The organism is Curtobacterium sp. BH-2-1-1 (genome assembly GCF_001806325.1).
Taxonomy (GTDB): domain Bacteria; phylum Actinomycetota; class Actinomycetes; order Actinomycetales; family Microbacteriaceae; genus Curtobacterium.
The window spans coordinates 1,696,226-1,708,467 of record NZ_CP017580.1; the positions used below are offsets into that span (position 1 = coordinate 1,696,226).

The window sequence follows — 12,242 nt, forward strand, 5'->3', positions numbered from 1 at the left end:
CCGGGATGACCGCTCGCACGCTGAGCGCCGCTGTGTCCCACGTCGGACGCATCCGCGCGAACAACCAGGACTCCGGCTACGCCGGACAGCACCTGTTCGCGGTGGCCGACGGCATGGGCGGGCACGCGGGCGGTGACGTCGCCTCGGCGATCGCGATCCGCCGCATCAGGGAGGTCGACCGCGAGTTCCCGTCGGCGCACGACGCCGAGTTCGCACTGCAGTCGGCGCTGATCGCGGCGAACCAGCTCATCACCGAGACGGTGTTCGAGCACCAGGAACTCACCGGCATGGGCACCACGGTGTCCGCGATGATCCGGGTCGGCGAACAGATCGCCATCGCGCACATCGGCGACTCGCGCATCTACCGGCACCGCGACGGCGAGCTCCAGCAGATCACCTCCGACCACACCTTCGTGCAGCGGCTCGTGGACAGCGGCCGGATCACGCCTGAAGAGGCCGCGGTGCACCCGCGACGCTCCGTCCTCATGCGGGTGCTCGGCGACGTCGACGCCGCGCCGGAGGTCGACACCGCGATCATGGACATCCAGCCGGGCGACCGCTGGCTGCTCTGCTCCGACGGTCTCTCGTCGTACCTGGCCGAAGAGCGCATCCGGCACGCGCTCGCGTCGAACATGGACGCGAACCAGGTCACGCAGCGCCTCGTGAAGGAGACGCTCGACCACGGCGCGCCCGACAACGTGACGGTCGTCGTGATGGACGTCACCGACACCGAGCCCGACGACGACGACGACGCGGCCACCACGGTCGGGTCCGCGGCGGCACCGCTCACGTTCGAGGCGTCGACCGGCCGCAAGCCGATCCGCCTCCCCACCATCCTGCTCCACCCGCTCAAGGTCACGACCGCCCCCGAGGACTCGCACTTCGAGCCCGAGTCCGACCAGTTCTTCGCCGAGCTCATCGCCGAGGACCGCCGTCGCCGGATCCGCCGTCGTGTCTCGTGGACCATCGCGCTCGTCGTGGCCGTCGCCGCACTCGTCGGCGCCGTCTTCCTCGGCTGGCGGATCATCCAGGACCACTACTACGTCGGGACCGACCGCGGCACCGTCGCGATCTACAAGGGCGTGCAGCAGTCGATCGGGCCGATCGCGCTGTCCGACGTGTACGAGGACACCGACATCTCGGTGTCCGGGTTGCCGGAGTACACCCGCGAGAACGTCCGCTCGACGATCAACGCGCAGTCGCTCGACGACGCCCGTGACATCGTCGACCGGCTGCGGAAGGCCGCCGAGACCGGTCAGGACCAGGCGGGCACCGGCGGAGACGGCGGATCACCGTCTCCGACGCCCTCCTCGTCCCCGACGAAGTCGCCGTCGCCGTCACCAGGGGCGAAGCGATGAGCAGCGCCACCGCCCAGTCCTTCACGCAGGCGATCACGATCAAGCTGCGGGAGCCCGCCCGCGCCCGCAACCTCGAGCTCGTGCTGCTCGTCATCGCGTGCGGCATCTGCGCCGGCGCGATGGTCCTCGTGCAGCTCGGCACGAAGGGCAAGCTGTTCGACACCTCGGTGCTCTGGGTCGGCGCCGGCATCCTCGGGCTCGCGCTCGTGATGCACGTCGTGCTGCGAATCGTCGCGAAGAACGCCGACCCGTTCATCCTGCCGGTCGCACTCGTGCTGAACGGCATCGGGATCGCCGAGATCTACCGCATCGACGTCCACAACGGCCTGACCGGCTGGGGCGCGATCGGCGTGAAGCAGATCGTCTGGACGATGCTCGCGATGGTCCTGGCGATCATCACGGTCTCGGTCGTCCGGAACCACCGGTTCCTGCAGCGGTACCGCTACATCTTCATGTTCCTGACGATCGCGCTGTTGCTCCTGCCGATGCTGCCGGGCATCGGACTCAACGTGAACGGTGCGCGGGTCTGGATCAAGCTCGGCTCGTTCACCTTCCAGCCGGGCGAGCTCGCCAAGATCACGATGGCGCTGTTCTTCGCCGGCTACCTCGTCACCGCACGGGACTCGCTGTCGATCGTCGGCCGGAAGTTCCTCGGCATGACGTTCCCGCGGGCGCGTGACCTCGGGCCGATCCTCGTGATGTGGGCCGCGGCCATGGGCGTCCTGGTCTTCCAGCGCGACCTCGGCACCGCACTGCTCTACTTCGGCCTGTTCCTCGTGATGATCTACGTCGCGACGGCGCGGCTGAGCTGGGTCCTCATCGGGCTCGTGCTGTTCGTGGGTGGCGCGCTCGTCGCCCAGTCCGTGCTCGTCTACGTGCACGGCCGGTTCGAGCAGTGGCTCGACCCGTTCAACCAGGAGATCTTCACCCGGCAGACCCAGGGCAGCTACCAGCTCGTGCAGGGCCTGTTCGGCTTCGCGAACGGCGGGATCACGGGCACCGGTCTCGGCCAGGGGCGTCCGTACATCACCCCGGTCGCCAACGCGGACTACATCATCGCCTCCCTGGGTGAGGAACTCGGCCTGATCGGCGTCTTCGCGATCCTCGCCCTGTTCATCATCCTGGCGTCGCGAGGCCTCCGCGTCGGGTTCATGGCGCAGGACGACTTCGGCAAGCTGCTCGGCGTGGGCTTCGGCTTCATCATCGCGCTGCAGGTGTTCGTCGTCGTCGGCGGCATCACCCGGGTCATCCCGGTCACCGGCCTCACGACGCCGTTCATGGCGGCCGGTGGTTCGTCCCTCGTCGCCAACTGGATCATCGCCGCGATGCTGCTGCGCCTGACCGATGCAATCCCCGCCGAACAGCGCGTGCAGCAGGGTGCGATCCCGGCTGCTCGTGGTCGCGGGACGACCAGGAAGGAGCGCAGCCGGTGAACCGACAGCTCCGCGGTGTCTCGACCGTCATCGTGCTCATGTTCGTCGCACTCTTCGTGTCGACGACCTCCATCCAGTTCTTCTCGGCCGACTCCCTCCGCGCGGACTCGCGGAACTCCCGGACGATCCTCGCCAGCTACTCCACGAAGCGCGGCGCGATCCTCGTCAACGGCAGTCCCATCGCCGAGTCGACCCCGGTGGACGACCAGTACCAGTACCAGCGGAAGTACACGAACGGCGACCTGTACTCGGCCGTCACCGGGTACTTCACGATCGGCCAGGGCAACTCCGGCATCGAGGGCGCCGAGAACACCGTGCTCTCCGGCAACTCCGACGCCTCGTTCTTCCAGAACCTCAACGCGATCCTGACCGGCCAGGACGTCCAGGGCGACAACGTCAACCTGACGATCGACCCGGACGTCCAGAAGGCCGCGTACGACGCACTGGGCGACAACACCGGTGCCGTCGTCGCGATCCAGCCGAAGACCGGCAAGATCCTCGCGATGGTGTCGAAGCAGAGCTACGACCCGAACACGCTGACGTCACACGACACGCAGAACGTCATCGACCAGTACAAGGCGCTCGAGTCGAACGCCGCGAAGCCCCTGCAGAACCGGGCCATCGGCGGCGACCTGTACACGCCCGGGTCGGTCTTCAAGCTCGTCGTGGCGTCCGCGGCGCTCGAGGGCGGCAAGTACAACCTCGACTCCGAGTTCCCGAACCCGTCGCGGCTGCAGCTGCCCGGCACGAGCACGTACATCAACAACGCCGAGGGCGGCTCGTGCGGCGGCGGCGACAAGGTCAAGCTGCGCACGGCGATCCAGTACTCGTGCAACATCCCCTTCGCGGAGCTCGGCCAGAAGCTCGGCTACGACGCGATCAAGAGCATGGCCGACAAGTACGGCTTCGGCGACGCGATCGAGGTCCCGATGCGCGCCACGGCCAGCCAGTACCCCGACGTCAGCGACGACACCGCGCAGCTCATGCTGAGCTCGTTCGGCCAGGCCAGCGTCCGGGTGTCCCCGCTGCAGATGGCCATGGTCTCCGCCGGCATCGCGAACGGTGGCAAGGTCATGCAGCCCTCGCTCGTCGACTCGATCACGACGAGCGACCTGAAGACCGTCGAGTCCTTCTCCCCGAAGCAGTACAGCGACCCGCTCTCGTCGTCCGAGGCGAGTGACCTCACCGAGGCCATGCAGAGCGTCGTCAGCTCGGGGACCGGCACCAATGCCAAGATCGACGGTGTCGACGTCGCAGGGAAGACGGGCACGGCCGAAGGCGGCACGGGCGATCCCTACACACTCTGGTTCACGGGCTTCGCCCCGGCGAAGGACCCGGAGGTGGCCGTCGCGGTCGTCGTCGGGAACGGCGGCGGACTCGGGCAGTCCGGAGTCGGCAACACGGTCGCGGCCCCGGTCGCGAAGAAAGTCATGGAGGCGGTGCTGAACAAATGAGACCCACCAGCGGACTCACCTTCGGTGGGCGGTACCAACTCTCGTCCCGCGTCGCCATCGGCGGCATGGGAGAGGTGTGGCAGGCCACCGACCTCGTCATCGGCCGGACCGTCGCACTCAAGATCCTCAAGGACGAGTACCTCGGCGACCCGGGCTTCCTCGAGCGCTTCCGCGCCGAGGCCCGTCACGCTGCGCTCGTCAACCACGAGGGCATCGCCAACGTCTTCGACTACGGCGAGGAGGACGGCAGCGCCTACCTCGTGATGGAGCTCGTCCCCGGCGAGGCGCTCTCGACCATGATCGAGCGGGAGCACACGCTGCCGGTCGACAAGGTCCTCGACATCGTCGCGCAGACCGCGAACGCCCTGCAGGCCGCGCACGCCGTCGGGCTCGTGCACCGCGACATCAAGCCGGGCAACCTGCTCATCACGCCGGACGGCCGCGTCAAGATCACCGACTTCGGCATCGCGCGCATCGCCGACCAGGTGCCGCTCACCGCGACCGGACAGGTCATGGGCACCGTCCAGTACCTCTCGCCGGAGCAGGCGAGCGGGCACCCGGCGTCGCCGTCGACCGACATCTACTCGCTCGGCATCGTCGCGTACGAGTGCCTGGCGGGCCGTCGCCCGTTCACGGGCGAGTCGCAGGTCGCGATCGCCATGGCGCACATCAACGAGCAGCCGCCGGCGCTCCCGGGGGACATCCCGGAGCCGGTCTCCGCCCTCGTGATGTCGTGCATCGCCAAGAAGCCGGCCGACCGTCCGGCGACGGCGGCGAACCTGGCCCGTGCGGCGCAGGCGCTCCGCCGTGGGGACGTCGCGGCCGCCACCGTCGCCGTGCCGGCCATCGCCGCCGGCGGCACCGTGGCGTTCAACCCGCCGCAGACGCCGGGGAACGACGCTGCGACGGCGCTCATCGGCACCCAGGCGGGTGCGGCCACGGGCGGTCCGGGCACCCCGGGCTCGCCGGTCGACGGCGAGGACGAGGAACCGAAGAAGAAGCGCGCTTGGATCTGGTGGGTCGTGGGCATCGTCGCGGTGCTCATCATCGCCGGTGTGGTGATCGCCTTCGCGGTGACGAGCAACGGGAACGGCGGCGCCGACCCCTCGCCGTCGCAGTCGTCCGCCAAGCCGACACGCTCCCAGACGCCGACGCCGAGCGCGACCCCGACCGAGACCCGCGTGACCGTGAACTCGGCGGACTTCGTCGGGCTGTCGGTCGCCGACGCGCAGGCCAAGCTCGAGGCGCTGAACCTCACCTCCCGCGTCGAGGACGGCGACCCCGCCCCGAAGCCCGAGCAGGCGAACACCGTCCAGTCGATCAGCCCCACCGGCAGCCTGGCGCCCGGCTCGCTCGTCGTGCTGCAGCAGTACACGGCGCAGCCGACGGTCAACCAGCCGAACTCGGCGTCCCCGGGTGCGGTGTCCGCCGACGGCGTGGTGACCTTCAGCTGGGCGGCGGCGACGTGCCCGACCGGGTACACCGTGTCGTCGTACGCGTACACGATCACCGGCGGCAAGGACGCCTCGAGCCAGACCTCGGGCACGCTCGACGCCGACCACCGATCGGTCACCGTGCAGATCGACAAGATCGACACCTCGGCATCGCTGAGCTACACCGTGACGTGCGGCAACCTCGCGGCGTCGGCGGCGTCCGAGGCCGCGTCGAGCGACGCCTGGCAGGCCGCGGACGAGCCGACGACCGACCCGACCGACGGCAACAACCCGAGCGCTGGCCCGCAGGACGGCAACTGATCGACCCCCGGACGGGGGCTCGCGACACCGTTGCGTAACGGTTCGGTCGAGCCCCCCGTCACCAGCGTCTCACCAGCGAAGCCTGCCGTACACTTGCCCGGACGGACATTCGGAGGAGTACGTGCCAGAAGGTGTGACCGCGGGGATCACCCTCCTCGCCAACCGCTACGAGATCGGTGACGTCATCGGTCGGGGCGGCATGGCCACTGTGCATCTGGGCAACGACACCCGGCTCGGACGCAAGGTGGCAGTGAAGCTGCTGAAGCCCAGCCTCGCCAACGACCCGGCGTTCCGCACGCGCTTCCGGCAGGAAGCCCAGGCGGCCGCCCGCATGGCCCACCCCACCATCGTCCGCGTCTACGACGCCGGCGAAGAGACGGTCACCGAGACCTCCGGTGCCGAGGTGCAGGTGCCCTTCATCGTCATGGAGTACGTCGAGGGCCGTCCGCTCTCCGACATCATCGGCGAGGGCCCGGTCGCCCCGGACGAAGCCGTGCGCATCACCGAGGGCATCCTCACCGCGCTCGAGTACTCGCACCGTGCCGGCGTCGTGCACCGCGACATCAAGCCCGCGAACGTCATGGTGACGCACTCCGGCCAGGTCAAGGTCATGGACTTCGGCATCGCCCGCGCCATCACCGACACCTCCGCGACGGTCGCCCAGACGACCTCGATCCTCGGTACCGCGTCCTACTTCTCCCCGGAACAGGCCCGCGGCGAGACCGTCGACGCCCGTACCGACGTCTACTCCACCGGTGTCGTGTTCTTCGAGCTGCTCACCGGCCGCCCGCCGTTCCTCGGGGACACCCCCGTCGCTGTCGCGTACCAGCACGTCAGCGAACAGCCCGTCGCGCCGTCGTCCCTCATGCCCGAGGTCTCGCCGGCGCTCGACGCGGTCACGCTGCACGCCCTGGTGAAGGACCGCACGCGCCGCTACCAGAACGCGGCGGAGTTCCGGACGGAACTGCAGCAGGCCGCGGCGGGCAAGGTCCCCGCGTCGACCCGCAAGCTCCAGCAGCAGGCCGCCCACGATGCCTCGACGGTGCTGTTCGGTGTGAACCCCCGGACGACCTCGAACCCCGCGGTGGCCTTCCGCGAGCTCGACGACGACACCGCCGAGCACCGCCCGCAGCGCACCCAGAACCGGCCGCCCGTCGCCTGGATCTGGGTCGGCATCATCCTGACCGCGGCGGTCATCGTGGCGGTCGTGTTCTTCGTGGCGAACCTCGGTCCGGGCAAGCCTCCCGTCACGTCCTCGGTCAGCGTGCCGAACGTCGTCGGTGCGACCTACGACTCCGCGGCCTCCGCGCTCGGCAAGAAGGACCTCGTCCCCGTCAAGGTCGAGGAGAACTCCGACGACGTCGACCGGGGATCGGTCATCCGCACCGAGCCCGGCTCCGGCACGAACGTCGCGCGCAAGCAGAACGTCCGCGTGATCGTCTCGCTCGGCCCCGAACAGGTCGCCGTCCCGGACCTCGCGGGGCAGGCGCAGGACGCTGCGCAGAAGACCCTCGAGCAGGCGGGCTTCGCCGTCGGTGCGATCAACTCCGACTACTCGCCCGACGTGCCCGAGGGGACGGTCATGAGCACCGACCCCGCCGCTTCCTCGCAGCACACCAAGGGCACGGTGGTGAACCTGACGGTGTCGAACGGCAAGGTCGAGTTGCCGAACGTCACCCAGCAGCCGTTCTCCACGGCGAACGCGACCCTCGCCCAGCTGGGGCTGAAGGTCACGCCGGCGCCGTCGTACTCGTGCATCGGTGGCACCGTGACGCAGCAGAGCGCCCCCGCCGGCGACATCGCGCAGGGCAGCACCGTGACGCTCACGTACTGCGCCGGCTCGGCGCAGCCCTCGCAGCCGCCGGCGACGGATGCACCCGCCGACGGTGGCAAGGACGGCGGCGACGACGGTCAGTGATCTGACCGCGTCCTGACGGATGCTCCGCGGCAGGGGTGCGCCGCGCCTCCCGTCCGTCGTCGTGTCAGGCTGCCTTCCCGGAGGCGCGGCTCGACCCCGCCACGTCCCGACCGTCCCGCAGGGCGGTCACGTCAGTGGCGCGCCGCTGTCAGGCCCGGTGGGCCGCGATGAGCGGGTTCAGGCCCGCAGCGCGTTCTGCTGCACCGGCGAGGCCGGTCGTCTCGAGCCAGTTTCCGACCATCCGGTAGCCGCCCTCGGTGAGGACCGACTCCGGGTGGAACTGCACGCCGTACACGGGGTGCTCGCGGTGCTGCACGCCCATGATGACGCCACCACCGGTCCGGGCGGTCACGGTGAGCTCGTCGGGGACCGTGCCGTCGACGATCGCGAGCGAGTGGTACCGCGTCGCCGTGAACGGGTGCGGGACGCCCGCGAAGAGGGGGCTGTCGTCGTGGTCGACCTGCGAGGTCTTGCCGTGCATGAGTTCCTCGGCGTGGGTGACCGTCGCACCGAGCGCCTCGGCGATGGCCTGGTGGCCGAGGCACACACCGAGCAGGGGCTTGTCCGCGGCGATGGCGGCGTGCACGGTCTCGACGGAGACGCCTGCGTCCGCGGGCGTCCCGGGGCCGGGGGACAGCAGCACACCGTCGTACTCGGCGATGCGGTCGGCGATCTCGGATGCGGGGAAGGCGTCGTTCCGGACCACGTCGGTCTCCGCCCCGAGCTGCTGCACGTAGCCGTTCAGCGTGTAGACGAAGCTGTCGTAGTTGTCGACGACGAGGATCTTGGTCATGGTCGGTTCACCGTACTCGTGGGGGATGTGTGCGGCGGGCTGAGAGGCTTCCCACACCCGCGGTCACGGTAGGATACCGGCCATGGCCAAGGACAAGGACCGCACCAAGCCCGCCCGGACGACCCGAGCCGACTCGGTCGACACCGCGGGGGACCAGCCGAACCCCGTGTGGTTCAAGCCGGTCATGTTCGGTTTCATGCTCATCGGCCTCGCCTGGGTGATCGTCTTCTACATCTCGAACACGACGCTGCCGGTGCCGTCCCTCGGTTCGTGGAACATCCTCATCGGCTTCGGCATCATGTTCGTCGGCTTCCTGATGACCACGCGCTGGCGGTAGCACCCCGGCCACACACCTCTCGACGCCCGTCGCACCTGCTGGTGCGGCGGGCGTCGTCATTCGTGCCGTTGTCCACAGTGCAGTCGCCCCGCCGTGGCCCTTGTCCCCACCTCCGCGCGCGTTCTCCACAGTTCTCCACACTCTCCACACACCCATCCACACCCCCGTCCCGGAGTTATCCACAGCGGACTCCACAGTGGGGATAATCACATGCGTGTAACTCACCGCGTTCTCCACAGCTGTGGACAACTCAGTCGTGCACGTGTGGAAAAGCCCCCGGGGACGCACGAACGCCCCCGCCGCTGAGCGACGGGGCGTCCGGTGGTGCTGCTGTGCGGCTGTGCGGCTGTGCGGCTGTCAGCCGATCGTCACCGCGTACCCGACGGCGGTCAGGGCGATGCCCACGACCGCGGCGGCCACGAGCAGTGCGATCTGCAGCGAACGCTGGCGGATGTTGCGGGTCCGTGCGAACACGAACCCGACCACGAAGCCGCCGATGATCCCGCCGACGTGCGCCTGCCACGAGATGTTCGTGCCCGGCAGGAACCCCACGACGAGGTTGAGTCCCATGATGACCAGCAGCTGCACGGCGTTGTTGCCGAGACTGCGCTGCAGGACGAAGAACGCCGCGAACAGCCCGAAGATCGCGCCGGACGCTCCGACCACCCACGTGCCGGGGGCCAGGAACGTCACGAGCATCGACCCGAAGATCCCGGTGATGAAGTAGAGCGCCAGGAACCGCCACGCCCCGAGCATGTTCTCGAGCATCCGGCCGAAGATCCACAGCGCCCACATGTTGAACAGGATGTGGAAGAGGCCCGAGTGCACGAAGAGCACCGTCACCGCTCGCCACGGCTGCGAGGGCAGGAGCAACGAGTTGTAGGCGAACAGGTTCGTGAAGAACCCGCCCGAGACCTGGTCGAGCAACCAGATCGCGACCGAGACGGCGACGATCACGACCGTCGCCTTCTGGTCGAGCATGGCGAAGCGCCGCCGGGCGACCGTCAGGCCGCTGGGGCCTCCGGACGCCCGACGGTTCGCCTGGAACTGCGCACGCTGCTCGCGCACGCACTCAGGGCAGTGCACCCCGACCGCCGCCGGCGTCTGGCACTCCGGGCAGATCGTCCGCCCGCAGCGCTGGCAGAGCACGAAGCTCTGCCGGTCCGGATGCCGGTAGCAGGTGTTGTTCGGGTTGTACGCCTGATCGGTCACGTGGTGGCTCAGACGTCCTCGACGTCGATGCTCTGGATGACGACGTCCTCGAGCGGCTTGTCACGGCCGTCGGTCGCCACACCCTCGATCGCGTCGACGACCGCGCGGGACTCGTCGTCCGCGACCTCGCCGAAGATGGTGTGCTTGCCCTGCAGCCACGGCGTCGCCACCGTGGTGATGAAGAACTGCGAGCCGTTGGTGCCGCGGCCACCCTGGATGCCGGCGTTCGCCATGGCGAAGATGTACGGGTTCTGGAAGGTGAGCTCCGGGTGGATCTCGTCGTCGAAGCGGTAGCCCGGTCCGCCGATGCCCTGACCGAGCGGGTCGCCGCCCTGGATCATGAAGTCCTTGATGATGCGGTGGAAGACGACACCGTCGTACAGCTTGTCGGTCGAGACCTTGCCGGTGCCGGGGTGGGTCCACTCCTGCTTGCCCGTCGCGAGGTCGACGAAGTTCTTGACGGTCTTCGGAGCGTGGTTGCCGAACAGGTTGACGCGGATGTCGCCCTTGTTCGTGTGGATCGTTGCGACAGCGGTGTGCAGAGACATGTTCCGATTCTCGCATGTACTGCTGACGGTCAGACGGATCACACAGGTGAGGCTCCGTGACCTGTCAGGCACTGCGGTGGCAGGATGGGGGTCACGCCGTTCCGATGGAGGTACCAGATGACGACGATCGAGATCCCGCGCAAGCGCCGGAAGCAGATCAAGAAGCTCAAGGGCCAGACCGCCTCGCTCCTCGGCGAGCAGCGCAAGGTCCTCGAGCACGCGAACGCGATCCTTGCGGAGGCGCGGTCCCACGCCGTGGACACCGCTCGCAAGGACATCGCTCCGCGAGTGCAGAACGCGATCGACAACGGCATCCGTCCGGCTGTCGCCACGGGGGTGCACGCTGCCACGAGCGCAGCGCAGAGTGCTTCGCACCGCTTCCAGTCCGAGGTCGTCCCCGGACTCGTCGCGACGGCGGGCTCAGTCCTCAGCGTGGGTGACCTCGCGAAGGACCCCCGCGTCAAGAAGATCGTGAAGAACGCCCAGAAGAAGGGCAAGAAGGCCAAGAAGGCAGCGGAGAAGTACGTGCCGCACCAGAAGAAGGGCATCGGCTTCGGCGGTGTCGCGCTGATCGTGGTCGGTGTCGTGGCCGTGGCGGGCGCCGCCTACGCCGCGTACCAGACGCTCCGCGCGGACGACGACCTGTGGGTCGCCGACGACGCTGACACGGCGGAGAAGCCTGCCGCCTGACCTCCCGGTTCGCACGAAGGGCCCCGGCACGCGCCGGGGCCCTTCGTCGTCCGCGGTCGGAGCGGCGAGCGGGCAGAATACGTCCCGTTCACCGCGCCGAAGCGGCCGTTCGTGCCCACTCGGCGCCCGACGCACGGCATGTCGTGCCCACTCACCGGCCCGGCGACGGACGGGAGGCGCGGGTCGGCCCCGCCCCGCGCCTCCCGTACGCCGTCGCGTTCGGCCCACCCCGCCACCCGGCGAGGTCGCACAACCCAGCACGCACGTCCGCCGGGGTCCACCCGGAGCCGTGTCGCGGTCGCACGACGCACCACTCACGTCCGCCGAGGTCCCACGAACGGCCGTTCAGCCAGCGCGAGATGCCACAATCGGCAAACCTCGAGCCCGCAAGAACGTCGCGCAACGGAACCGATCGCGGAGCGGCGCGCCGAAGGCGCAGACGAACACGACGACCAAGCGAGGCGAAGCGAGGAACGAGCGGAGCATCGCTCACGCCGAGGGAGTGGAGCCTGGGAGAATCGAACTCCCGACATCCTGCTTGCAAAGCAGGCGCTCTACCAACTGAGCTAAGGCCCCGTGACACCCATCGTACGGAGTGTCGGAGGAAGTGGTGGGGCTACAAGGACTTGAACCTTGGACCTCTTCGTTATCAGCGAAGCGCTCTAACCGCCTGAGCTATAGCCCCTCAGACCGGATGAAAGCCTACCGTACGGATCTCGCAGAACGAAATCGAGACGGTCGGCCC

Annotated in this window: 10 protein-coding genes and 2 tRNA genes; 7 read left to right on the forward strand and 5 right to left on the reverse strand. The window is 68.9% G+C overall.

Translation table 11 applies throughout. The features are described 5' to 3' along the window. Window positions 1-5 precede the first annotated feature (5 nt). The 5 genes from BJK06_RS08005 to pknB all read left to right on the forward strand — a co-directional run bounded on the left by BJK06_RS08005 (window position 6) and on the right by pknB (window position 7,917). Complete coding sequence (locus BJK06_RS08005; protein ID WP_070417453.1) at window positions 6-1,358, forward strand: Stp1/IreP family PP2C-type Ser/Thr phosphatase; 1,353 nt, start codon at window positions 6-8, stop codon at window positions 1,356-1,358. Then, window positions 1,355-2,791 (forward strand): FtsW/RodA/SpoVE family cell cycle protein, encoded by a 1,437-nt coding sequence (locus BJK06_RS08010; RefSeq protein ID WP_070417454.1) that lies wholly within the window; start codon window positions 1,355-1,357, stop codon window positions 2,789-2,791. The genes BJK06_RS08005 and BJK06_RS08010 overlap by 4 nt, the downstream gene beginning before the upstream one ends. Then, entirely contained in the window at window positions 2,788-4,245 is a 1,458-nt protein-coding gene (locus BJK06_RS08015) for a penicillin-binding protein 2 (protein WP_070417455.1), read from the forward strand. The genes BJK06_RS08010 and BJK06_RS08015 overlap by 4 nt, the downstream gene beginning before the upstream one ends. Beyond that, window positions 4,242-5,999 carry a protein kinase gene (locus BJK06_RS08020; RefSeq protein WP_070417456.1) on the forward strand — a complete coding sequence of 586 codons (1,758 nt, stop codon included), beginning with the start codon at window positions 4,242-4,244 and terminating at the stop codon, window positions 5,997-5,999. The genes BJK06_RS08015 and BJK06_RS08020 overlap by 4 nt, the downstream gene beginning before the upstream one ends. Before the next feature lie 199 nt (window positions 6,000-6,198). After that, a complete protein-coding gene (pknB, locus tag BJK06_RS08025; RefSeq protein WP_258027748.1) occupies window positions 6,199-7,917 on the forward strand; it encodes a Stk1 family PASTA domain-containing Ser/Thr kinase in 1,719 nt (572 codons plus the stop codon). A gap of 148 nt (window positions 7,918-8,065) precedes the next feature. Here pknB and BJK06_RS08030 read toward each other — a convergent pair whose 3' ends face one another. Beyond that, window positions 8,066-8,710 (reverse strand): aminodeoxychorismate/anthranilate synthase component II, encoded by a 645-nt coding sequence (locus BJK06_RS08030; protein WP_070417458.1) that lies wholly within the window; start codon window positions 8,708-8,710, stop codon window positions 8,066-8,068. A gap of 82 nt (window positions 8,711-8,792) precedes the next feature. On the opposite strand from BJK06_RS08030, the gene BJK06_RS08035 reads away from it, so the two are divergent. After that, window positions 8,793-9,047 (forward strand): cell division protein CrgA, encoded by a 255-nt coding sequence (locus tag BJK06_RS08035; RefSeq protein WP_070417459.1) that lies wholly within the window; start codon window positions 8,793-8,795, stop codon window positions 9,045-9,047. Window positions 9,048-9,404: 357 nt separating this feature from the next. Here the strand turns inward: BJK06_RS08035 and BJK06_RS08040 are convergent, their stop codons facing one another. Further along, entirely contained in the window at window positions 9,405-10,259 is an 855-nt protein-coding gene (locus tag BJK06_RS08040; RefSeq protein WP_070417460.1) for a rhomboid family intramembrane serine protease, read from the reverse strand. Window positions 10,260-10,267: 8 nt separating this feature from the next. After that, window positions 10,268-10,807 carry a peptidylprolyl isomerase gene (locus BJK06_RS08045; RefSeq protein WP_070417461.1) on the reverse strand — a complete coding sequence of 180 codons (540 nt, stop codon included), beginning with the start codon at window positions 10,805-10,807 and terminating at the stop codon, window positions 10,268-10,270. 117 nt (window positions 10,808-10,924) lie between these two features. Between BJK06_RS08045 and BJK06_RS08050 the strand changes: the two genes are divergently transcribed. Then, window positions 10,925-11,497 carry a hypothetical protein gene (locus tag BJK06_RS08050; protein WP_083295136.1) on the forward strand — a complete coding sequence of 191 codons (573 nt, stop codon included), beginning with the start codon at window positions 10,925-10,927 and terminating at the stop codon, window positions 11,495-11,497. Between the two features lie 503 nt (window positions 11,498-12,000). Here BJK06_RS08050 and BJK06_RS08055 read toward each other — a convergent pair. Together BJK06_RS08055 and BJK06_RS08060 are read right to left on the reverse strand one after the other, a co-directional pair. Beyond that, window positions 12,001-12,073: transfer RNA gene (locus tag BJK06_RS08055), tRNA-Ala, on the reverse strand. A 32-nt stretch (window positions 12,074-12,105) separates the two neighbouring features. Then, window positions 12,106-12,182: transfer RNA gene (locus BJK06_RS08060), tRNA-Ile, on the reverse strand. Between the last annotated feature and the right edge of the window lie 60 nt (window positions 12,183-12,242).

Bases quoted from the DNA above. Each gene is read 5' to 3' on its own strand.
- BJK06_RS08005 (WP_070417453.1), top strand. From the start codon at position 6: ATGACCGCTCGCACGCTGAGCGCCGCTGTGTCCCACGTCGGACGCATC.
- BJK06_RS08030 (WP_070417458.1), bottom strand. From the start codon at position 8,710: ATGACCAAGATCCTCGTCGTCGACAACTACGACAGCTTCGTCTACACG.
- BJK06_RS08035 (WP_070417459.1), top strand. From the start codon at position 8,793: ATGGCCAAGGACAAGGACCGCACCAAGCCCGCCCGGACGACCCGAGCC.
- BJK06_RS08045 (WP_070417461.1), bottom strand. From the start codon at position 10,807: ATGTCTCTGCACACCGCTGTCGCAACGATCCACACGAACAAGGGCGAC.
- BJK06_RS08050 (WP_083295136.1), top strand. From the start codon at position 10,925: ATGACGACGATCGAGATCCCGCGCAAGCGCCGGAAGCAGATCAAGAAG.
- pknB (WP_258027748.1), top strand. From the start codon at position 6,199: ATGGCCACTGTGCATCTGGGCAACGACACCCGGCTCGGACGCAAGGTG.
- BJK06_RS08020 (WP_070417456.1), top strand. From the start codon at position 4,242: ATGAGACCCACCAGCGGACTCACCTTCGGTGGGCGGTACCAACTCTCG.
- BJK06_RS08010 (WP_070417454.1), top strand. From the start codon at position 1,355: ATGAGCAGCGCCACCGCCCAGTCCTTCACGCAGGCGATCACGATCAAG.